The following is a 19,526-nucleotide window of genomic DNA, read 5'->3' as shown; positions in this document are numbered from 1 at the left end:
AGGCAAACAAGTGAACAATTTGTTTCAAATGCGGAACCATTGGGGCAATCCGCCTGAAAAACGGCTTTTGGATCGAATTCAGCAACAATTGAATGTCCGGTTTGTGGGCAACGCGGCCGATCCTGTTTGTCTGTCACGGCAATGGCGGTCGGGGCGATGTTTTGTCGGGTGGGGAACACCCCAATTGAAAAAGGGCGCCCCGTGCAGGACGCCCTTTCCATGTGTTGTTGGTTGCGATCAGCAGCTGTAGTAGAGGCCGAATTCGACAGGGTGCGGCGTGTGCTCGAAGAGCTCAACCTCTTCCATCTTCAGCTCAATATAGCCGTCGATCTGGTCTTTGGTGAACACGTCGCCAGCCAGCAGGAAGTCGTGATCTGACGCCAGATGCTCCAGTGCTTCGCGCAGAGAACCACAAACCGTTGGGATGCCTTCCAGCTCCTCTGCGGGTAGATCATAGAGGTTTTTGTCCATCGCCTCACCGGGGTCGATCTTGGACTTGATACCGTCCAGGCCGGCCATCAGCAGCGCGGCAAAGGCCAGATATGGGTTGGCCGCCGGATCGGGGAAGCGGGCCTCGACGCGCTTGGCTTTTGGCGACTCGGTCCATGGGATCCGGACGCAGCCCGACCGGTTGCGGGCCGAATAGGCGCGCAGAACGGGTGCTTCGAAACCCGGGATCAGGCGCTTGTAGCTGTTGGTCGACGGGTTGGTGAACGCGTTCAGCGTCTTGGCGTGCTTGAGGATGCCGCCGATGAAGTAGATCGCTTCCTGGCTCAGATCAGCATATTTATCGCCTGCAAACAACGGCTTACCGTCCTTCCAGATCGACATGTTCACGTGCATGCCCGTACCGTTGTCGCCATAGATCGGTTTGGGCATGAAGGTTGCCGACTTACCGTAAGCCTGCGCCACGTTGTGAATGACATATTTGTATTTCTGCAGCTCATCGGCCTGTTTTGTCAGGCTGTCAAAAATCAGGCCCAGCTCGTGCTGACAGCTGGCCACCTCGTGGTGGTGCTTGTCGACCTTCATGCCCAGACGCTTCATGGTGCTCAGCATTTCGCTGCGCAGGTCTTGGGATTCGTCGATCGGGTTCACCGGGAAATAACCGCCTTTGACGCCGGGGCGATGACCAGTGTTTCCCATTTCATATTCGGTATCTGTATTCCAAGAGGCGTCAATCGCATCAACTTCGTACGATACCTTGTTGATTGTGTTCGAAAAACGCACGTCATCAAACAGGAAAAATTCAGCTTCCGGACCCATGTAGGCCACGTCGCCGATGCCTGAGGATTTCAGGTACGCCTCGGCTTTTTGCGCTGTGCCGCGTGGGTCGCGGTTGTAGGCCTCGCCCGTATCGGGCTCAACCACCGAGCAATGTACGCAGAGCGTTTTTTCGGCGTAGAACGGATCGACATAGGCGCTGTCCGTATCGGGCATCAGTTTCATGTCCGACGCTTCGATTGATTTCCAGCCGGCGATAGAGGAGCCGTCAAACATAAAGCCTTCATCGAGGAAGTCTTCATCGACCTGATCGGCCATAACAGTCACGTGCTGCAGTTTGCCGCGCGGGTCTGTGAAACGGATGTCGACATACTCGATGTCTTCGTCCTTGATCTGCTTGAGAACTGCTTTTTTGCTCATTCTCTTCGTCCTTCTTTTACTGGAAATGTTGGGTTAGAGCGCTTCCGAACCGGTCTCACCGGTCCGAATGCGGATGGCTTGTTCAACAGAGCTGACGAAGATTTTGCCGTCCCCGATTTTGTCTGTTTTGGCGGCCTCGGTGATGGCATCGATGGCGGCATCCACCTGATCATCGTCCAGCACCACGTCGATTTTGACCTTGGGCAGGAAATCCACCACATATTCAGCGCCGCGGTAGAGTTCGGTATGGCCTTTCTGGCGGCCGAAACCTTTGACTTCGATGACACTCAGGCCCTGAATGCCCGCGTCCTGAAGGGCCTCTTTCACCTCGTCAAGCTTGAAGGGCTTTATGATCGCTTCGATCTTTTTCATGGGGGCAGCCTCCTGCGCTGAAATTTCAGCCTGTGAGACCACTTCTGTTTGGGGTCCTCAATCGGATAGGGTGATCCTGCAGGTGCACAGGGTGTTGCGGTATCCTATTTGCATAAAAAATAGGCACACTGCTGTGAAAATGGTCGAAATTGAATCGGATGGGGCGTCAAAATGACCGAATTACTAACTGCCGCCCAGATGCGGGCCATTGAACAGGCCGCCATCGAGTCGGGCGAGGTGACCGGTCTGGAGCTGATGGAACGCGCCGGACAGGGCGTCGTCGAGGCCATTTTTGAGGAATGGCCGGAGCTTGCAAAGACTTCGCACCGCGCCGTGGTTCTGTGTGGACCCGGCAACAATGGCGGCGATGGTTTCGTGGTGGCGCGGCTCCTGAAAGACTGGGGTTGGGAGGTGGAGGTGCTCCTCTACGGCGACCCGGAAAAGCTGCCGCCGGATGCGAGGGCGAATATTGAGCGGTGGAGGGGATTGGGAAAGGTCGAAAATCTCCTTGAGGCGGTGGGGATTGCAGCGCGCTTTGGCGAACCATCGACACTAGTCGTTGACGCTTTGTTCGGTACGGGTCTATCGCGTCCAATTGATGATACAGTTTTGGGAATCCTGAGGCGCGCAACTGGCATTTTTGGAAACCGGCGCGTGGTTGCAGTGGACATTGTGAGCGGTCTTTGTGCGGACAGCGGTCGATATATCGGATCAAGCAATTCGGAGATGACCATCGAAGGATTTTTAGAAGCAGACCTAACTGTAACCTTTCAACTTCCAACGACCGGTCACCACCTTGAAAATTCGCCACTTCAGTGTGGGAAGTTAGTTAATGTCGATATTGGAATAGGGCATTGGATCGGCCCAACGCTTCATGCAGTAGATGCAAATCTTGTATGGCTTTGTGCGCGTCGAGTGCAAGGCGATGAAAATAGGCTTTTCAAGGTAGCGTGGGAAAATTCTCACAAGTACGACCACGGCCACGCGCTGATTCTCTCCGGCGGCCCGGGCAAGACGGGTGCGGCACGGTTGGCGGCGCGAGGGGCGCTTAGGATCGGCGCAGGCTTGGTGACCTTGGGCGTGCCACCTGCGGCGCAGATGGAGGTGGCGTCTCAAATCACGGCGATCATGCTCAAACGCGTCTCAGACGGGACAGGTGAGGTCGACGGGTTGGACGTGACGCTCAGCGATGATCGGATCAATACGCTTTGTATCGGGCCGGGTCTGGGCATTGGTGCGCGCGGCGAAGACCTGGTGAAAACCACGTTAAAATCTAAACGTGCTGCGGTTTTGGACGCCGATGCTCTGACGATCCTGGCGCAGGAAAAGTCCCTGTTTGACTGTCTGCATGGCCAATGTGTTCTGACCCCGCATAGGGGAGAGTTCGCACGGCTTTTCCCGGACATTGCTGAAAAACTGAACGCACCCGCCACCAAAGGTCCGGCCTATTCCAAGGTGGATGCCACGCGAGAGGCGGCGAAGCGGGCAGGGTGCGTGGTGCTCTTCAAGGGGCCAGACACGGTGATTGCGCATCCGGACGGACGTTGCTCGATCAATTCCGCGCAATACGAACGGGCCGCCCCCTGGCTGGCGACGGCAGGCTCGGGTGATGTGCTGGCGGGGTTCATCACCGGGCTTCTGGCGCGTGGGTTTGATACGATGCAGGCGGCAGAGACGGCAGCATGGCTCCATGTGGAATGCGCGCGGTCTTTCGGGCCGGGGTTGATTGCTGAGGATTTGCCCGAGGAACTGCCGAAGGTCTTTCGCGCTTTAGGGATTTGAATAAGAAAACCCCGGGCCGCAGCGGCGCCGGGGTTTTTGATGCTTGGAGGGGTCTTCCTTCAGGCAGCTATTGCGTCAGCGGCGGCCAGATGACCCGCCACTTCGAGGCCATCCACATAGAGAACATGCGGGCGGTCAAATTCCAGTTTGCAGAGATCCATATCAATCATGCCGAGGGCGGTGACAAATTCGCCATCAATCAGGGCGCGGGCAGGTATCATGGCCTGAGCCGCACCAAAAAGCGCCTTTGCGCGCCAGTCCCGGATCAGGACCTTTTGACCGGCAGGCAGGATCATATCGCGATCGGGGCGGGTATGTCCCAAGGAACCAGCAAGAACGCGCACGGCTTCGGCGCGTATCTGTTGCCGATGCACCGCGCGTAAAACGGCTGTGCCGCCATCGCGGGTGATCACACGCTGACCTGGTTTCAGGGAGGCCACGGGCCGTTCACCCTGTGTTGTCAACACGGTGCTGGTGGCCAACAGGCCCTGGGCGTGCGCGGGAGGAAAGGCGATAGGCTCGCTGCTCTTCCGCCCGACCGTCTTCGGTTTCATGGCGTATCTCGCTTTTATGTCTGCCTCAGTGTTTTCAACAGAATATGGCAAGATTGTGTAAATGTCTCGTCTATTCAAAGCCGGATTTTCCCGCGAATACCGCGCATTTTCTGCTCGCAACCAAAGGAAAGCTTTGCTAGAGAGCGCGCCAGCAGACCGTGCGGGTGTGGCGGAATTGGTAGACGCACCAGATTTAGGTTCTGGCGCCGCAAGGCGTGGGGGTTCAAGTCCCTTCACCCGCACCACATCTCCTTAAAATAGAATCACCCTTTGAAATGCGCGCATAGCGCGAAAGGTGAATCCGTTGGTTTATTCAGGAAAAAACAATCTGGAGGCGAATTTTGTCGCCGTGGTTGTATTTTTCCAAAATCGAAACAAATTGTTTCCAATTTAAATCAAACTGATTTCGACCCGGGCAACGGGTTCACATGGGGGCTTAAATATAGGCCCGTTGAGAAACAATTTCCGTGAAAATATTGAATTTAGGGCCTGACCGGTCCTCTATTTATGCTGTTTGTCGGAATTTACGAAACAACGCCTTGGGCGCAGGTAACTTGGGTCCAACAAAACACCAATGCGCGCCGTAGTTCCGCCAATTTTGCGCCTCTTTTCCGCCACATTTCGACGATGGATAGGGGGTGTGCTGTAACAAGTTCTGCCTGTCGGGTGACCTGATACAACCCGAAAACCAGAACCCGGATTGCAAAATGGGCGCGACCGTCATCGCCCCATTTGAGGGGAAGGGTACGCCTGACAGGCTGTTTCTTACTGGGGTAAACGAATGAATTCTTTTCTTGCGGCGCTTCGGGGGGATGGTTGCCCTTCCGCAGATGTCATTTTGCATCTGGACGACGAAGCCGTCGCATATCGCGCCCGAAGACGCGCCCAATTGATGGGATACGCCGCGCTTTATCTGATGCTGTCCCTGGGGCTGGTTTTTTTGCTGTGACGGTCGGGCGCCGGTAAGCGGCGTCGATCCGATTGCGTAATCATCCCAAAATCCACTGTTATCACCGAAAAAAGTGACGCTTTATCCTTGCGTGCTTGCGGGGGGGCCAATAGAAGGGCCTCTGATTTTGACCGCTGCGGACGCCTCCGCGGCCCGAATGCAATGGATGAGGACGAACATGCAGGTCACCGAAACCCTGAACGAAGGTCTCAAGCGAGCCTATACAATGACACTGTCGGCCAAGGAATTGGACGACAAGGTAATGGAAAAGCTGAAAGAAGCGCAGCCAGATGTGGAGCTGAAGGGCTTCCGCAAAGGCAAGGTGCCTCTGGCGCTCCTGAAAAAGAACTTTGGCCAGCGCGTGCTGGGTGAAGCGATGCAGGAGACCGTCGACAGCGCGATGTCGAAGCATCTGGAAGAGAAGGGCGAGCGCCCGGCGGCCGAGCCCAACATCAAGATGACCAATGAAGATTGGAAAGAAGGCGACGATCTTGAGATCGAGATGACCTATGAGGCGCTGCCGGAAATTCCGGAGGTTGATCTGAAGTCGATCAAGCTGGAACGTCTGGTGGTCAAAGCCGACGACAAGGCCGTTGATGAGGCGCTAGGCAATCTGGCGGAAAGCGCACAGGACTTCAAAGACCGCAAGAAGGGCTCCAAGGCCAAGGACGGCGATCAGGTTGTGATGGATTTTGTCGGCAAGGTTGACGGCGAAGCTTTTGATGGCGGCAGTGCAGAGGATTATCCTCTGGCTCTGGGCTCCAACAGCTTTATCCCCGGTTTTGAGGAACAGCTTGTGGGCGTGAAGGCCGGTGAGGAGAAGTCCGTAACCGTGAACTTCCCCGACGAATACCAAGCCGAGCATCTGGCCGGGAAGGAAGCGGTGTTTGATTGCACCATCAAGGCCGTGAAAGAACCGACGGCGGCCAAGATCGATGATGAGCTGGCCAAGAAGTTTGGCGCCGAGGATCTGGCCGGGTTGAAGGCCCAGATCGGCGAGCGCCTGAATGAAGAATACGCCGGTGCGGCCAAGGCCGTCCTCAAGCGTAAGCTCTTGGATGAGCTGGATAAAAAAGTCAGCTTTGAGTTGCCGCCAAGCATGGTGGACATCGAATCCAAGCAGATTGCGCATCAGCTGTGGCATGATGAGAACCCGGATGTTCAGGGCCATGATCATCCCGAGATCGAGCCCACGGATGAGCACAAGACACTGGCCGAGCGCCGCGTGCGTCTGGGTCTGTTGCTCGCAGAACTGGGGCAAAAGGCCGAAGTTGAGGTCAGCGATTCCGAGATGACCCAGGCCGTGATGGCGCAGGCCCGTCAGTATCCGGGTCAAGAGCGCGAATTCTTTGAATACGTGCAGCAGAACCCACAGATGCGTCAGCAACTGCGCGCCCCCATCTTCGAAGACAAGGTGGTGGATTACGTGGTTGAACTGGCCAAGGTGACCGACAAGGAAATCACCAAAGCCAAGCTGGAAAAAGAGATCGAAAAGCTGGAAGAAGCCTAAGCCGCTTCAGACCTCTTTGAAAAATGTGAAGGGCCGCCCGGGAGAGCGGCCCTTCGTTCATTTCGGCGCGGGAAACGTGATCGCTGCAATCACCCCGCTCGCGAACACCTCTGGGGGTTCAGGCGTTGCAAGCACGCGTCGAATGAAACTTGTCGTAAAGCACCCGTTGCAGAGCCAGGGCAGCGCCCCGTTCATGCTCATCACAGGCGGAATTGATCTGTTCCGTGCAGTATCCATTTAGATCAATATATCTTGCGCGCGCGGCTGTCTGGGCCGCAGTTTGATAGTTCATGGCCGCAAGGATTTCGTCCTCGGCGACAAAGACATCATGGTAGATACCGGCAAAAGCCCGAATGCGGTCAATCCGCTCGTCGGTACAATCCAGCAGGGCTGCCAGTGCGGGCACCTTGCCCATGTCGGTCTGTGCACCGACGTAGTCATAGGGCGTGTTGCCGGACCGTTTCAGAATGCGGTCCATCAGCGGATCAATCACTGTGACGATATCGGTCACACCGGCCTCTTTCGCCGCCTCCAACGAGGCGATCATCAACTCGCAGGTGGCGTATGAGACCGAGCTGCGCCCCTTGCCGCGGCTGAGCCGTTTTGTGTCTACGCAAAACCGGGTTGATTCCCAAAGTGTTGCGCTGCGCAGAGGCGGCTCGCCCTGTAGAATGGCGGAGAACACATCGGCCAGCATATGCGGACCGGTTGTTTGCAGGGCTCTGACGCAGGACACAACTTGCCCGTCATCATCCAGCCCCACCGCGTATGAAGGATCCATATCGTCGAATTTATCGCGTTCTTGCCCATTCTTGATAGTGACATCCCACCCCATCCGATCGCCAAACACGCGTGCGCGCAGTTTGAACATCTCGTCCATTATGTCGGGGAATTTGTGTTTATTTAGCGCGTCTATGACCAAGATCATTTTCGTACCTCGTGAGTGGCTTGCAGGTACCCACGACGTTAAAAATGAATAACAAATTAATCTATTGGGGGAATCCCGTAGGCGCTTCGCCGCCGGTACGTTTTTTGAGGGAAGCGATCAGCCGGGGTAGACGATGCCCAGTGCGATGGCTCGTCCTACGGCCTGGGTTGTGGTCAGTGCCTGCAGTTTTTGCCGTGATGAGCGCAGATGTACTTCGACCGTCCGGTGCGAGATCGACAGGATATCGCCGATGTCCTGCTGCGATTTACCTGCGGCTGTCCATTGCAAGATTTCAACCTCACGGGTCGAAAGCTGCGGGGTCGACAGGGCCCGCATCAGCGGGTTCGACTGCATCACCAGATCATGCACATTGGCGGCAACCATCTGCAGGTCCGAGATGATGTGACGCTTCAGTTTCTTCCATTCCGGCTGCGAGAGATCACTGGTCACGCTCAGGCCGCCAATGTCGCCAAAGGGGCCGCGCACGGGGATGGTCACGCCGGTGTTGGTAATGCCAAAATCATGCGCGTCCCTGAAGACCGATTGAAAGTTCTCGGACTGCTCCAGCCGCGACCAATCCACCGGCGCCACGCTGCGCCGGGCTTCGATGAGCGTCGGGTCGATCCGAAAAAACCCTTTCTGCGCATAGTGTTGCGTCCAGGCGTCATCATAGGTGACGTGCCCGTGCGTGGAACCGCTGATTGGGTTGAAGCCGGCATAGGCCACGTGATCCAGACCAAATTTTTCACGTGTTTTGAGCAAGAGATCTTTGAACGGATCCTTGCGTTCCGGAACAAAGCTGAGGTCGAAGTGATCCATCAGGTCTGTCTGTGCCAATCGGCCGGCCTCTCTTTAATTGCGCTCAGGTCCGGCAGCTGCGTCCAGTGACTGAAGAAACGAACTCATCGCCATCTTTTGCGCCGGGGGAGGCGGTTGAATATCTTGATCATTTCTGAGGTCTCGGGCAGGGACGGGTCGCGCGCCTGAGTGTTTTCGTCTTCCGAGAAACCTGCCAATTCGAGGTCTTCGAAGAAATAGGTGATCGGAACTTTCAGCGTTTCTGAGATTTTCCACAGGCGCGACGCCGCGACGCGGTTGGCCCCTGTTTCGTATTTTTGAACTTGCTGAAATTTGACACCAATACTGTGGGCCAGCTCGGTTTGCGACAGACCAAGCGCCTTACGACGCTTGCGGATTCTCTGTCCTACGGCGGAATCGATTCCCATCATCACCCCAATTTCCTTCTAATTTACACAACATACACAGAACGGACCCATCCTAGATGGGTTGGTTTTTACTCCCGTTACCGACTGAGGTTACCATGCCTGTTCCGGCTTTGTCGACCCGAAGTTGTATAAGAGTTCGCGGTACACGTGTGTTTTTGAACACATTTTTCGGGATCCAAATAGAAAAAGCCGCGCCCGGTTGCCCCGGCGCGGCTTTCTAACTGTTTCGGGCGGGCGTTTACGCGTCGTCTTTTGTGTCCGCGTCGCCGTCATCTGCTGCTTCAGCGTCTTCCGCATCGGGAAGAATTTCTTCAACTGCTTCCGCCAGTTCTTCGTCATCGGATGCCGCGGCACCGATATCGTCAAACAGCTCTGCAATCTCGAAATCGGCCGCTTCTTCTTCTTCGGCAGCCGCTTCCTGGATCGTTTTGCCGGAGGCTTGCAATTCAGCTTCTTCAGGTGAGCGGGCAACGTTCAGCGTGATCACCGCGTCCACTTCCGGGTGCAGGTTCACTTCGACCTCATGCAGACCAAGTTCCTTGATCGGCTGGCGGATCACCACCTGTTTGCGGTCGATCGAGAAGCCTTCCTCGGTCGCAACGATGGCTGCGTCCCGTGTGCTGACAGAACCGTAGAGGTTGCCACCATCGGAAGCCTGACGAGATCACGATGAACTGCTGACCGTCCAGTTTCGAAGCCAGATCTTCGGCTTCTTTCTTGGTCTCAAGGTTCTGCGCTTCGAGCTGAGCCTTTTGGCCTTCGAAGGCGGTGATGTTTTCCTTCGACGCGGTCAGCGCCTTGCCTTGCAGCAGCAGGTAGTTGCGGGCGTAGCCGGGTTTCACATCGACCACATCGCCCATCTGGCCCAGTTTGGCCACGCGTTCCAGTAGGATAACTTGCATATCTGTTTCTCCTTACTTCACAGCGTAGGGTAGCAGCGCAAGAAAGCGGGCGCGTTTGATGGCGCGGGCCAGTTCACGTTGCTTCTTGGCCGAGACGGCGGTGATGCGAGACGGTACGATCTTACCGCGCTCTGAGATATAGCGCTGCAGCAGACGTGTGTCTTTGTAATCAATCTTTGGTGCGTTGTCGCCCGAGAAGGGGCAAACTTTACGACGGCGGAAAAATGGTTTTGAAGCCATGGGTTATCGTCCTTTCTTCAAGCGTTGATCAGCGACGTTCGCGGCGTTCGCCACGTTCTTCGCGTTTCTGCATCTGGACCGAAGGCCCTTCTTCATGCCCGTCGACCTTGATGGTCAGAACGCGCATCACGTCGTCATGCAGGCGCATCAGGCGTTCCATTTCCTGAATGGCCTCTGCAGGTGCATCGGTTTTCAGAAAGGCATAGTGGCCCTTGCGGTTCTTGTTGATCTTGTACGCCATTGTTTTGACGCCCCAATACTCGTTCTCGACGAGTTTGCCGCCGTTATCGGACAGCACGGTGCCAAAATGTTCGATCAGCCCTTCGGCTTGCGCGTTGGACAGATCCTGACGCGCGATCATGACATGCTCATATAGCGGCATGTTTGCTCCACTTCTATCAAGGCGCATTTCAAAGGCGGGTCTTTGGCCTTTCGCGACCCGTCCACGAGAGACTGCGCGGTTCAAAACTTCCAGCGAAAGGATGGGCGCGTATACGACGCTTTGGCGCGTCGTGCAAGTCGGATCGGATGGCGGCATGCAAGTGCCGCGCGGTCACGTCAGACGGGCAGAAAATTGTCCCGGGGTTGCCCCATTGTCGTCGCTTTTCACCTCGAAATTATACCGTAGATAGTTTTGAGGATAATCCCATGGTCGCATTGCCTGATACCCACATGCCCGACACCCCGGTGCAGCATGTCAGCTCACCAAAACTGATTGCGGAAACCAGCAGTGCAAGCCCCTTGAAACGCGCCTTGCTGGCCGGGTTCGGTGCCGCGAGCCTTTTGGCGGCGTTGGGTGTCTGGATCGTGCCGGTGGACGAGGGCGACACGGCGATGCAACTGGTCAAGCTGGTGTTTTCTGTTGCCATGCTTGTCATGGGCATGATGTTCGTAAGCGCGCTGGACAGTCGCCATGCTGAACCCGAAATCCATCTGGACCCGAAAACCCGTCAGCTGCGGATCGTTGAGATCGATGAAAAGGGCGTGGCCATCGTTGCCGGTGAATACAATCTGGACGAACTGTCAGATATTACCCTGCGCGATTGTCATCTTTCGGCCCGGGACAAGCGCGGCGAGGAGATCGTATCGGTTCCTGTGCGCAACACTGCCGCTGAGAACGCGATCCGTGACGCATTGAGCGCTCTTGTCTGAAGGGTCTCCGGCCATCTGATCGGCGAGTGTTCGCCTCTACACACAAACTGTTGAATAATACCGTGTTGTCCTACTGACGCGACGTCTTAAGTTTCTTTCATTGATGTTTTCATGACCCTCAATGGAGAAAAAGATGAAATCGACCCTTTTTGCAGCTGCTTTGGCTTTCACCGCGAGTGGCGCGCTTGCAGCTCCTGAAACATACACATTGGACCCAAGTCATAGTCAGGTTGTGTTTTCCTACAACCATTTCGGATTTTCGACCACTTTTGGCATGTTTTCCGGGTTTGAAGGCGAAATCGCCTTTGACAAGGAAGACCCTGCAAACTCCAGCGTTTCGGTTTCTATGCCTGTGAAATCCATGTTCACCGGGTGGGAAAAGCGCGAAGCGCACTTCATGTCCGATGATTTCTTCGGCGCGGCCGACGGTGATCTAGTGACCTTCACATCGACCGGCATTGAAGTGACGGGCGATGACACAGCCAAGATCACGGGCGATCTGTCGATGAACGGCGTAACCCAATCCGTGACACTGGACGCCAAACTCAACCTTGCGGCGGGCAACCCGATCAAGGGCGGCCAGGAATGGGCGGGTTTTGACGCGTCGACAACGCTCAAGCGTTCTGATTTTGACCTCGGAAAATTTGCACCGAATGTCAGCGACGAGGTCGAAGTGATGATTTCGATCGAGGCTGGAAAAGCCGAATAACAATCTGAAATCTCACGGAATTAGAAGGCCGCTTGCGGGGATGCAGGCGGCCTTTATCTTTGGGTCGCAGGCTCATAAAACGTAGTGCAGGCGGTCAAACTGGCACCGCATTTCTGAAACGTCCTGCGCGAGTGTGCCGGGGTCATCTGCCTGCAAAGCGCGGGCGATCAGGCTGGCCAATTCCGGCACATGGTCAGCCGTGATGCCCCACCGGACCAGCTCTGGCGTGCCCATGCGCAAGCCGTTCATGTCGCCCGTGACCTCCGCGATGGGCAGGCCAATCCCACAGGCCAGAAACCCGGCCTTGCGCAGGGATTTTGACGCCGCTTGACCGCCGCCGAAGGATGCTGCTTCGAGTGCAAATTGGTGCGATTTGGTGGGGCCTATGCCTGGGTCAAATACTGGAAGGCCTTCCTGGTGAAGAGCGTTCGATAAGTCTATGGAAAGATTTATCATTTCCTTTGCGTAAGCGGCGCCAAATTCACGCCAATCCAGCATGGTGACTGCCAAAGCAGCGGATTTTGCCGCGTCGAAATTGGCTGTCATGCCGGGGAAGGCAATGGCGTCGAGCCGTTCGGCAATTTCCGCGTCGTTGGACACGATCAAACCGCCTGCGGGCCCACCGAGGCTTTTGTAGGTGCTCATCGTCATGAAATGCGCGCCTTCCTTTAGTGGATTACGCCACGCGCGCCCGGCGATGATGCCGCATTGATGGGCTGCGTCGAACATGACCTTTGCGCCGATCTGATCGGCGATGTCGCGTATGTTCCGAACCGGGTGTTCATGCAGGTTCAGACTGCCTCCAACCGTAATCAGACGTGGTTTTTCCGACAGAGCCAAATCTGACAAGGCATTGATATCAATGGTATACCCATCCTCGGCAATCGGGGCGTGCAGGATACGCAAGCCATAGAGCCCCGCGCAACCGGCCATGTGATGTGTGACATGTCCACCGATTTCAGCCGGGGGTACGATGATGGTGTCCCCGGGTTTACACGTGGCCATGAAGCCATAAAGATTGGCGATCGCCCCTGAAGGCACGCGAATTTCGGCAAAAGCTGCGTCAAAAACCTCGGCGCAGAGCTGGGCCGCGATGATTTCAATGTTTTCAATCGCCTCCAGACCCATTTCGTATTTGTCACCGGGATAGCCAAGCGATGGTCGCGAGCCGATGCCGGAGGACAAGAGCGCCTCGGCCTTGGGGTTCATGACGTTGGTGGCGGGGTTTAGGTTGAAACACTCCCGCTCGTGAATGTCGCGATTGCGGTCTGCCAGATGGTTGATTTCAGAAAGGATATCCTGTGCGCCTTTCGCTGCCGTCTGAGACGCAATGGATTGGACATGGGCCTCGCAGGCGGCGGGAACCCAGGGGCGGGCGGCAAGTGTCATCGTCGTGCTCCGTTTTGGACTTGGGCGCAGTGTGGGATGCGCGTGCCCCCGGTGCAAACCAGAAATGACACATGCCCGGTTCTTCGACTTCTATGGATGCCTCTTTGCAAGGTTAAGGGAATGTAAACCCGCGGGCCTGATCGCACACCAATCCCTAGCACATACGCGGCAGGTTGAGTGGGCTGACCGATAAGGTAGCGCAATGCTGGCAGGAACGTGGGTGGTTTAGGCGTTTGACCTGAATGGCCAACCAACCTGAAACGCGGAGGGGCAAGGCATCGCAATCCCATAAGGCAATGAGCACGCATGACACTGATAACTCTCGATGAGGCACCGACAGGCCTGAGCACGTCAATCACGTCACTTGAGCGCCAGCTCAATGACATGAGGGCTGATCTGGAAATTCTCCAGGAGAAAATTCGCGCCGGTGATCTGGAGGAGTTGAAGAACTCCACCAGGGCGATTTCCGACATCCGGCAGTGGTTGAAAATAGCAATTGAAGCGGAGGCTAACCTCAATGAACGAAACAAGCGCGACAAGGGTATCGTCCACGACTACGCCCTCGACTTCGATACGGCCCGAACTTCAATCGGGTGCCGCCTGGATCGTCTCAGAAGGGCCCGATGCCCAGGAAGAGTTTCTCGATGCTCTGGATGATGGCGAGCTGCTAGCGCTTCCCTATCTTTTTGAATTCTGGGCAATGGATCATCAATTGCCGCCATCGGGGGATTGGCGCAGTTGGATCATCATGGGCGGGCGCGGTGCGGGCAAGACGCGCGCGGGTGCCGAGTGGGTCCGCATGCAGATGGAGGGGCCACGTCCGCTTGATCCCGGAGCCTGCCGGCGTATGGCGCTGGTAGGTGAGACAATTGATCAGGTGCGCGAAGTGATGGTGTTTGGCGAAAGTGGTATTCTGGCCTGTTCGCCCCCGGACAGACGCCCTGAATGGCAAGCCACGCGCAAACGCCTTTTGTGGCCCAATGGTGCAACGGCGCAGCTTTTTTCGGCGCATGATCCAGAAGGGTTGCGTGGGCCGCAATTCGACAGCGCGTGGGTGGACGAATATGGATGTGCTGCGGTCGACAAGGGCACCAACCAGCCTAACAAGTTTGTCGATGCGAAATCTTCGGAATCCAGTCTGCCCAAGTTTTCGTCCGGGCGACGTGATGAATTGATGCAACTGCAATATCTGCGCGCGACGCTTGGGTATTGGAATGACCCGGCCCACAACCCTGTGTCGACGGAATATGGCGCGCCCATGCTGGACATGGATCACGCCTATGCCTGGGCCTGGGACGCCCGGCCGTTTCCCTATTTCCCCAGCAATCTGGACCTTTGGTCTGATGGCGAAAACTATGGCCGCGGTCATTGGTTGAACGGGCGGATGTCGTCCCGAACGTTGGCGTCTGTTGTTGAGGAAATTTGTGGCAAAAGCGGGCTCAGCAACCTTGATACGACCAAATTGCATGGCCTTGTGCGCGGATACACCGTGGATCAGACCGGTGAGGCGCGCGGTGCCTTGCAACCCTTGATGCTGTGTGCCGGGTTTGACGCGGTCGAGCGGGGCGGGGTGCTGCATTGTCGGTCGCGGGATGGCAAGGCCACCACCAGCATCGCGCGGGATCAGATTGTGCTTGATCCAGAAAGCGACGTGGTGGTCGAGGCAACGCGGAGCAGCAGCGCCGAATTGCCGGGCCGTGTGCGGTTGCGTTTTATTGGGGCCGACAGCGAATTTGAAGTACAGGCCGAAGAGGCAGTTTTGCCGGACGAAGAAACCAACGGTATTTCGAATTCGGAAATGCCGATTTGTCTGACGCGCGCCGAAGGGCGGCAAACGGTCGAACGTTGGCTGGCCGAGGCGCGGCTGTCTTCTGACACAGTGCGCTTTACCCTGCCGCCGTCACGGCTGGAGATCGGCGCAGGTGATGTGCTGGGCCTTGAGGAAAGCGGTGGCACGGGCTTGTTTCGCGTCGACCGGGTGGAGCAGATGGGCAACGCGCAGCGGGTGGAAGGCGTTCGGATCGAGCCTGAGAGTTACCGCCCGATCGAGATTGACGAGGTTGTGCCATCGATGCGCGCCTTCACGCCGCCGGTTCCGGTCACACCGCTCTTTATGGATTTGCCGCTGTTAACTGGCGAGGAGGTCCCGCACGCGCCGCATGTGGCGATGATGGCTGATCCGTGGCCGGGGGCCGCGGCGGTCTATTCGTCGGATATCGACGCCAATTACCAACTCAACCAGATCGTTCCTGGCCGTTCACCGGTTGGCGTGACCGAGGCCACGCTGCCCCCCGCGCAGGCCGGATTGATCGATCACGGGCCCGATTTGATCGTGAAAATGAATTTTGGGATCATGGAAAGCGTTGTGGATGACGCGTTTCTGGGCGGCGCAAATCTGTGCGCGATTGGTGACGGTACGCCGGACGGATGGGAGCTTTTCCAGTTTCGCGATGCGGAGTTGATCGCGGAAGACACCTATGCGTTACGGCACCGCCTGCGCGGACAGTTGGGCAGTGATGATGTGCGCAGTGACGCCTGGCCTGCCGGATCCTTTGTGGTGCGTCTGGATGGATCGGCGGTGCAGATTGCCTTGGCCGAAGGCAAGCGTGGTTTGTCGCGGCATTACCGTGTGGGGCCTGCCGACCGCCCGTTGGACGATCCGGCCTATCAGCATGGTGAATTGGCGTTTGCGGGTATTGGGCTGAAACCCTTTGGTCCCGTGCATCTGAAGGCCGTGCCCGATGGCGGTGGCGATATCCGCTACAGCTGGATCCGCCGGACCCGGGTGGGCGGCGACCGGTGGGATACTCCCGAGGTGCCCTTGGGCGAAGAGAGCGAGCAATATTTGTTGCGTGTTCGGCAAGGTGAAACCGTTCTGCGCGAAGAAATGCTGACCGCGCCGGAATGGACATACACGGCGGCGGCACAAACCTCAGATGGCCTAAGTGGCGCTTATGAGGTCACGGTTGCGCAGGTGTCGGCCGGTTTTGGTGCCGGCAGCTTTACCACGTTGGCGCAAAGCGCCTAACCCTTGGCGCATCCGATGCATTTGGCGGCGGCGGGATCAAGTTCCAGCCGCCCCATGGCAATATCGTCGCCACAATCCTCGCAATAGCCAAACTCATCGTCTTCGAGGCGGCCAAGGGCGGCGGTCAGGCGGGTTTTTTCGGTGTGACGCCGAGTGGCCTGCGCCTTGGCCATGGCCTGAACCTGAAGGGCGTCCATGCGGCTGAGGCGGCCCACCGCCTGCTGGTCCAGCTCGACCGTCGCCTGACCCGCTTCACCCAATGCGTCTTCCTGTGCGATCTCCGATAACCGGGCTGCGATCAGATCGCGGAACTTTGCCAATTGTACATCATTCAATTTCGTTATCCTGCAAATCACAGCTTTGCATTTTACCATCCGTACCTATCTGATATAGTCAAGGCCTGCAGAAGGAGCCTGCACATGGTTGAAACACGTGTAAAATTAACCCAGCTGGACCCGGTTTGGGCGCGCATTATTGAAGAGGCGCAGGACGCCATCGCGGTCGAACCCCTGTTGGGCGGGTTGGTGCATTCAAGCATTTTGCACCATAAATCGATTGAATCTGCGTTGTCCTATCGGATTTCGCTGAAATTGGCGTCGACAGAGATGTCGGAGCAGATTTTGCGTGAGATTTGCGACGAAGCCATGCGCGCGGAGCCGGAAATCGCCGTGTCGGCGCGGGCCGACATCGTGGCGGTGAATGACCGTGACCCGGCCTGTGACCGGTTCATTTTGCCGATGCTCTATTTCAAAGGGTTTCAGGCCATTCAGGCGTACCGTGTAGCCAATTGGCTGTGGAATGCGGGCCGCAAGGATCTGGCACGGTTTTTCCAGATGCGCGCGTCCGAAGTGTTTGGCGTCGATATCCATCCCGCCGCGCGCATCGGTAAGGGCATCATGATCGACCATGCCCATTCCATCGTGATCGGCGAAACCGCTGTTGTCGGCGACAATGTCTCGATGCTGCATTCCGTCACGCTTGGCGGGACCGGTAAGGAAGAAGAGGACCGCCACCCCAAGATTGGTGACGGTGTCCTGATCGGGGCCGGGGCCAAGGTGCTTGGCAATATCCGTGTGGGTAATTGCAGCCGCGTAGCCGCTGGTTCGGTGGTGCTCGAAGAGGTACCCTCGTGCAAGACGGTTGCGGGTATTCCGGCCAAGATCGTGGGTGAAGCGGGCTGCGATCAGCCTTCGCTGACGATGGATCAGCTTTTGCAAACCGCGCCGTGCCCGGAAGACCTGGCGTAAAATTTTCGACTTAAATTAGAAAACCCCTGTAATGTCAGAGCATTACAGGGGTTTTTCAATGTACTATGGCGCCCGCGCCGTCACCTCTGAGGGACGCGCAGTGCGGCCCTGAGTTGTGCGCGACACCAAGTCAGTTTTCAATCGCATGGATTGCCACGGGCGGCGCGGCAGAGAAAGGCTGCGTTTGAATGGCGGTGTCGACAGCAAATAAAAGTGGCCACTGCGTGAGGAGTCCCAAGGCGGCTGTGCCGGATAAAAATATGGTCTTCATGTCTTGACCCTACGGATGTGTTGTTGGCGTTCACGCCGGGGCGTGTCTTGATTGCCGATATGGACAAAAGCCCCGTGTCATTCAAAAACACGCCGGCAGACAACCTTTGTTATCCGATAACAGGTTTCAATAAGGTTATGATTTTATACGGGTTTTTTGGCAAAGTCCGAAAAACACGTGTCGCGTATTTGCAATCTGCTCTGCCAAATCCGGCACATGCGGCGGGTTCAACCGTGCGCCCGGAAGGCTGCGCCGCCGGTCCGGATGGTCCGGATCACGGCGGCACTTGGGGTCTTTATTACGAGGGCCTGTGTCAGGCCAGCATCACCATCGGGTTTTCGAGGTTCTGCAGGATGTGTTCCAGCAGTTCCGCGCCAAGGGCGCCGTCAATCACCCGGTGATCTACGGAAAGCGTGACTGACATGACCGTTGCGACCGTCAACTCGCCATCATCGCCAACAACAGGCTTTTTCTTGCCCGCGCCGACAGCGAGGATCGCCCCATGGGGCGGGTTGATCACCGCGTCGAAATTATCGATGCCAAACATGCCGAGATTGGAGATGGCGAAGCTGCCGCCCTGATACTCCTCGGGTGCCAGCTTGCGGTCACGGGCGCGACCCGCCAGGTCTTTCATCTCGGCCGAGAGCGCGGAGAGCGATTTCATTTCCGCGTCTTTGAGCACTGGAGTGAAGAGGCCGCCTTCGATGGCCACAGCGACGGCCACATCCGAGGGCGTGAGGCGCAGCACCTTGTCACCGGCCCAGACGGCATTGGCATCCGGCACGGCCTGCAGAGCAAGCGCGCAGGCCTTGATGATGAAATCATTGACGCTGAGTTTGACACCGCGGGTTTCGAGTTGCTTGTTGAGCTGGCTGCGGAATTTCAGCAATGCGTCGAGTTTGATGTCGCGACGCAGGTAGAAATGCGGGACGGTCTGTTTGGCTTCGGTCAGACGTGCAGCGATGGTTTTACGCATGCCGTCGAGCTTGACCTCTTCATAGTCGCGACCCTGATACATTGCCGAGATCGCGTCGCCGGACGGGCCTGAAGGCAAGGCCGCCGAGGCGGATGCGGGGGCAGATTCCGTGGCAGGGGCCGCAGCGGGTTTCGCGCCGGGCGTTGCGTTTTCAACATCCGCCTTCACGATGCGGCCATGGGGGCCGGAGCCGGTGATCTGGCTGAGGTCCAGCCCCTTGTCGGCGGCAATGCGGCGGGCGAGGGGTGAGGCAAAGACGCGATCCCCTGCGGCAGTTTTCGGCGCGGCGGGTGCGGCTGTCTCGGTGGCAGCGGCAGGCGCTGCCGCCTCGGCAGCCGCGTCGGCCTTGGGGGCCTCCGGTGCCGGGGCTGCGGGGGCGGCGCTGATGTCATCGGCGCTTTCACCCTCTTCGAGCAACACGGCAATCGGCGTGTTGACCTTGACCCCTTCGGAGCCTTCAGCCACGAGAAGCTTGCCGACAGTGCCTTCGTCGACGGCTTCAAATTCCATCGTGGCTTTGTCGGTTTCAATCTCGGCCAGCAGATCGCCAGAGGCAACGGTGTCGCCCTCTTTGACCAGCCATTTGGCCAATGTGCCTTCTTCCATCGTGGGTGACAGGGCGGGCATGAGAATTTCAGTGGGCATAT

General features: G+C 57.1%; 19 protein-coding genes, 1 tRNA gene and 1 pseudogene. 8 read left to right on the top strand and 13 right to left on the bottom strand.

Translation table 11 applies throughout. From position 1 onward, the window contains the following. Nucleotides 1–237: 237 nt before the first annotated feature. Complete coding sequence (glnA, locus tag ACZ1HJ_RS16485) at nucleotides 238–1,644, bottom strand: type I glutamate--ammonia ligase (RefSeq protein WP_472719729.1); 1,407 nt, start codon at nucleotides 1,642–1,644, stop codon at nucleotides 238–240. A gap of 33 nt (nucleotides 1,645–1,677) precedes the next feature. Further along, complete coding sequence (locus tag ACZ1HJ_RS16480; protein WP_472719728.1) at nucleotides 1,678–2,016, bottom strand: P-II family nitrogen regulator; 339 nt, start codon at nucleotides 2,014–2,016, stop codon at nucleotides 1,678–1,680. Between the two features lie 171 nt (nucleotides 2,017–2,187). On the opposite strand from ACZ1HJ_RS16480, the gene ACZ1HJ_RS16475 reads away from it, so the two are divergent. After that, complete coding sequence (locus ACZ1HJ_RS16475; RefSeq protein WP_472719727.1) at nucleotides 2,188–3,798, top strand: NAD(P)H-hydrate dehydratase; 1,611 nt, start codon at nucleotides 2,188–2,190, stop codon at nucleotides 3,796–3,798. Nucleotides 3,799–3,857: 59 nt separating this feature from the next. On the opposite strand, the gene ACZ1HJ_RS16470 is transcribed toward ACZ1HJ_RS16475, so the two are convergent. Then, the gene (locus ACZ1HJ_RS16470) at nucleotides 3,858–4,352 is read right to left on the bottom strand and encodes a Hint domain-containing protein (protein WP_472719726.1); all 495 of its coding nucleotides are present in this window, start codon (nucleotides 4,350–4,352) and stop codon (nucleotides 3,858–3,860) included. Nucleotides 4,353–4,512: 160 nt separating this feature from the next. On the opposite strand from ACZ1HJ_RS16470, the gene ACZ1HJ_RS16465 reads away from it, so the two are divergent. The 3 genes from ACZ1HJ_RS16465 (at nucleotide 4,513) to tig (ending at nucleotide 6,811) form a co-directional block, all read left to right on the top strand. Then, nucleotides 4,513–4,597, top strand: a tRNA-Leu gene (locus tag ACZ1HJ_RS16465). A gap of 536 nt (nucleotides 4,598–5,133) precedes the next feature. Further along, nucleotides 5,134–5,301 carry a hypothetical protein gene (locus ACZ1HJ_RS16460; RefSeq protein WP_472719725.1) on the top strand — a complete coding sequence of 56 codons (168 nt, stop codon included), beginning with the start codon at nucleotides 5,134–5,136 and terminating at the stop codon, nucleotides 5,299–5,301. 178 nt (nucleotides 5,302–5,479) lie between these two features. After that, complete coding sequence (gene tig, locus ACZ1HJ_RS16455; protein ID WP_472719724.1) at nucleotides 5,480–6,811, top strand: trigger factor; 1,332 nt, start codon at nucleotides 5,480–5,482, stop codon at nucleotides 6,809–6,811. Nucleotides 6,812–6,929: 118 nt separating this feature from the next. Here the strand turns inward: tig and ACZ1HJ_RS16450 are convergent, their stop codons facing one another. The 6 genes and pseudogenes from ACZ1HJ_RS16450 to rpsF form a co-directional block, all read right to left on the bottom strand. Further along, nucleotides 6,930–7,739 (bottom strand): acyl-homoserine-lactone synthase, encoded by an 810-nt coding sequence (locus ACZ1HJ_RS16450; protein ID WP_472719723.1) that lies wholly within the window; start codon nucleotides 7,737–7,739, stop codon nucleotides 6,930–6,932. Between the two features lie 117 nt (nucleotides 7,740–7,856). Further along, on the bottom strand, nucleotides 7,857–8,558 hold the full coding sequence (locus tag ACZ1HJ_RS16445; protein WP_472722227.1) for a LuxR family transcriptional regulator: 702 nt from the start codon (nucleotides 8,556–8,558) through the stop codon (nucleotides 7,857–7,859). Between the two features lie 83 nt (nucleotides 8,559–8,641). Continuing rightward, complete coding sequence (locus tag ACZ1HJ_RS16440) at nucleotides 8,642–8,968, bottom strand: helix-turn-helix domain-containing protein (protein ID WP_472719722.1); 327 nt, start codon at nucleotides 8,966–8,968, stop codon at nucleotides 8,642–8,644. Nucleotides 8,969–9,203: 235 nt separating this feature from the next. Next, nucleotides 9,204–9,867 (bottom strand): annotated as a pseudogene (rplI, locus tag ACZ1HJ_RS16435) (50S ribosomal protein L9). A 12-nt stretch (nucleotides 9,868–9,879) separates the two neighbouring features. Continuing rightward, nucleotides 9,880–10,107 carry a 30S ribosomal protein S18 gene (gene rpsR / locus ACZ1HJ_RS16430; protein WP_011569173.1) on the bottom strand — a complete coding sequence of 76 codons (228 nt, stop codon included), beginning with the start codon at nucleotides 10,105–10,107 and terminating at the stop codon, nucleotides 9,880–9,882. A gap of 28 nt (nucleotides 10,108–10,135) precedes the next feature. After that, a complete protein-coding gene (gene rpsF, locus ACZ1HJ_RS16425; RefSeq protein ID WP_472719721.1) occupies nucleotides 10,136–10,489 on the bottom strand; it encodes a 30S ribosomal protein S6 in 354 nt (117 codons plus the stop codon). A gap of 266 nt (nucleotides 10,490–10,755) precedes the next feature. Here rpsF and ACZ1HJ_RS16420 point away from each other — a divergent pair, with 266 nt between their 5' ends. Both ACZ1HJ_RS16420 and ACZ1HJ_RS16415 read left to right on the top strand, forming a co-directional pair. Continuing rightward, nucleotides 10,756–11,259 carry a hypothetical protein gene (locus ACZ1HJ_RS16420; RefSeq protein WP_472719720.1) on the top strand — a complete coding sequence of 168 codons (504 nt, stop codon included), beginning with the start codon at nucleotides 10,756–10,758 and terminating at the stop codon, nucleotides 11,257–11,259. A 133-nt stretch (nucleotides 11,260–11,392) separates the two neighbouring features. After that, nucleotides 11,393–11,968: a YceI family protein gene (locus tag ACZ1HJ_RS16415; RefSeq protein WP_472719719.1), complete on the top strand. Its 576-nt coding sequence runs from the start codon at nucleotides 11,393–11,395 to the stop codon at nucleotides 11,966–11,968. A gap of 72 nt (nucleotides 11,969–12,040) precedes the next feature. On the opposite strand, the gene ACZ1HJ_RS16410 is transcribed toward ACZ1HJ_RS16415, so the two are convergent. Beyond that, nucleotides 12,041–13,357 (bottom strand): aminotransferase class I/II-fold pyridoxal phosphate-dependent enzyme, encoded by a 1,317-nt coding sequence (locus ACZ1HJ_RS16410; protein ID WP_472719718.1) that lies wholly within the window; start codon nucleotides 13,355–13,357, stop codon nucleotides 12,041–12,043. A 517-nt stretch (nucleotides 13,358–13,874) separates the two neighbouring features. On the opposite strand from ACZ1HJ_RS16410, the gene ACZ1HJ_RS16405 reads away from it, so the two are divergent. After that, entirely contained in the window at nucleotides 13,875–16,385 is a 2,511-nt protein-coding gene (locus tag ACZ1HJ_RS16405; protein ID WP_472719717.1) for a phage tail protein, read from the top strand. On the opposite strand, the gene ACZ1HJ_RS16400 is transcribed toward ACZ1HJ_RS16405, so the two are convergent. Continuing rightward, entirely contained in the window at nucleotides 16,382–16,720 is a 339-nt protein-coding gene (locus ACZ1HJ_RS16400; protein WP_472719716.1) for a TraR/DksA family transcriptional regulator, read from the bottom strand. The two genes, ACZ1HJ_RS16405 and ACZ1HJ_RS16400, sit on opposite strands and share 4 nt — an antisense overlap. An 84-nt stretch (nucleotides 16,721–16,804) precedes the next feature. On the opposite strand from ACZ1HJ_RS16400, the gene cysE reads away from it, so the two are divergent. Further along, a complete protein-coding gene (cysE, locus tag ACZ1HJ_RS16395) occupies nucleotides 16,805–17,632 on the top strand; it encodes a serine O-acetyltransferase (RefSeq protein ID WP_472719715.1) in 828 nt (275 codons plus the stop codon). A 130-nt stretch (nucleotides 17,633–17,762) separates the two neighbouring features. Here cysE and ACZ1HJ_RS16390 read toward each other — a convergent pair whose 3' ends face one another. Continuing rightward, nucleotides 17,763–17,903, bottom strand: a complete 141-nt coding sequence (locus ACZ1HJ_RS16390) for a hypothetical protein (protein WP_472719714.1) — start codon at nucleotides 17,901–17,903, stop codon at nucleotides 17,763–17,765. Nucleotides 17,904–18,216: 313 nt separating this feature from the next. Further along, nucleotides 18,217–19,524 carry a pyruvate dehydrogenase complex dihydrolipoamide acetyltransferase gene (locus ACZ1HJ_RS16385; RefSeq protein ID WP_472719713.1) on the bottom strand — a complete coding sequence of 436 codons (1,308 nt, stop codon included), beginning with the start codon at nucleotides 19,522–19,524 and terminating at the stop codon, nucleotides 18,217–18,219. Between the last annotated feature and the right edge of the window lie 2 nt (nucleotides 19,525–19,526).

It is taken from the genome of Roseovarius sp. JB2-10 (genome assembly GCF_055693585.1).
Note: the sequence above shows the minus strand (reverse complement) of the source record. Positions and strands in the feature narration are given on the sequence as shown.

What these genes read in the sequence shown, in the direction of transcription:
- glnA (WP_472719729.1), bottom strand. Translation starts at nt 1,644, where the DNA reads ATGAGCAAAAAAGCAGTTCTCAAGCAGATCAAGGACGAAGACATCGAG.
- ACZ1HJ_RS16480 (WP_472719728.1), bottom strand. Translation starts at nt 2,016, where the DNA reads ATGAAAAAGATCGAAGCGATCATAAAGCCCTTCAAGCTTGACGAGGTG.
- ACZ1HJ_RS16475 (WP_472719727.1), top strand. Translation starts at nt 2,188, where the DNA reads ATGACCGAATTACTAACTGCCGCCCAGATGCGGGCCATTGAACAGGCC.
- ACZ1HJ_RS16470 (WP_472719726.1), bottom strand. Translation starts at nt 4,352, where the DNA reads ATGAAACCGAAGACGGTCGGGCGGAAGAGCAGCGAGCCTATCGCCTTT.
- ACZ1HJ_RS16460 (WP_472719725.1), top strand. Translation starts at nt 5,134, where the DNA reads ATGAATTCTTTTCTTGCGGCGCTTCGGGGGGATGGTTGCCCTTCCGCA.
- tig (WP_472719724.1), top strand. Translation starts at nt 5,480, where the DNA reads ATGCAGGTCACCGAAACCCTGAACGAAGGTCTCAAGCGAGCCTATACA.
- ACZ1HJ_RS16450 (WP_472719723.1), bottom strand. Translation starts at nt 7,739, where the DNA reads ATGATCTTGGTCATAGACGCGCTAAATAAACACAAATTCCCCGACATA.
- ACZ1HJ_RS16445 (WP_472722227.1), bottom strand. Translation starts at nt 8,558, where the DNA reads ATGGATCACTTCGACCTCAGCTTTGTTCCGGAACGCAAGGATCCGTTC.
- ACZ1HJ_RS16440 (WP_472719722.1), bottom strand. Translation starts at nt 8,968, where the DNA reads ATGATGGGAATCGATTCCGCCGTAGGACAGAGAATCCGCAAGCGTCGT.
- rpsR (WP_011569173.1), bottom strand. Translation starts at nt 10,107, where the DNA reads ATGGCTTCAAAACCATTTTTCCGCCGTCGTAAAGTTTGCCCCTTCTCG.
- rpsF (WP_472719721.1), bottom strand. Translation starts at nt 10,489, where the DNA reads ATGCCGCTATATGAGCATGTCATGATCGCGCGTCAGGATCTGTCCAAC.
- ACZ1HJ_RS16420 (WP_472719720.1), top strand. Translation starts at nt 10,756, where the DNA reads ATGGTCGCATTGCCTGATACCCACATGCCCGACACCCCGGTGCAGCAT.
- ACZ1HJ_RS16415 (WP_472719719.1), top strand. Translation starts at nt 11,393, where the DNA reads ATGAAATCGACCCTTTTTGCAGCTGCTTTGGCTTTCACCGCGAGTGGC.
- ACZ1HJ_RS16410 (WP_472719718.1), bottom strand. Translation starts at nt 13,357, where the DNA reads ATGACACTTGCCGCCCGCCCCTGGGTTCCCGCCGCCTGCGAGGCCCAT.
- ACZ1HJ_RS16405 (WP_472719717.1), top strand. Translation starts at nt 13,875, where the DNA reads ATGAACGAAACAAGCGCGACAAGGGTATCGTCCACGACTACGCCCTCG.
- cysE (WP_472719715.1), top strand. Translation starts at nt 16,805, where the DNA reads ATGGTTGAAACACGTGTAAAATTAACCCAGCTGGACCCGGTTTGGGCG.
- ACZ1HJ_RS16390 (WP_472719714.1), bottom strand. Translation starts at nt 17,903, where the DNA reads ATGAAGACCATATTTTTATCCGGCACAGCCGCCTTGGGACTCCTCACG.
- ACZ1HJ_RS16385 (WP_472719713.1), bottom strand. Translation starts at nt 19,524, where the DNA reads ATGCCCACTGAAATTCTCATGCCCGCCCTGTCACCCACGATGGAAGAA.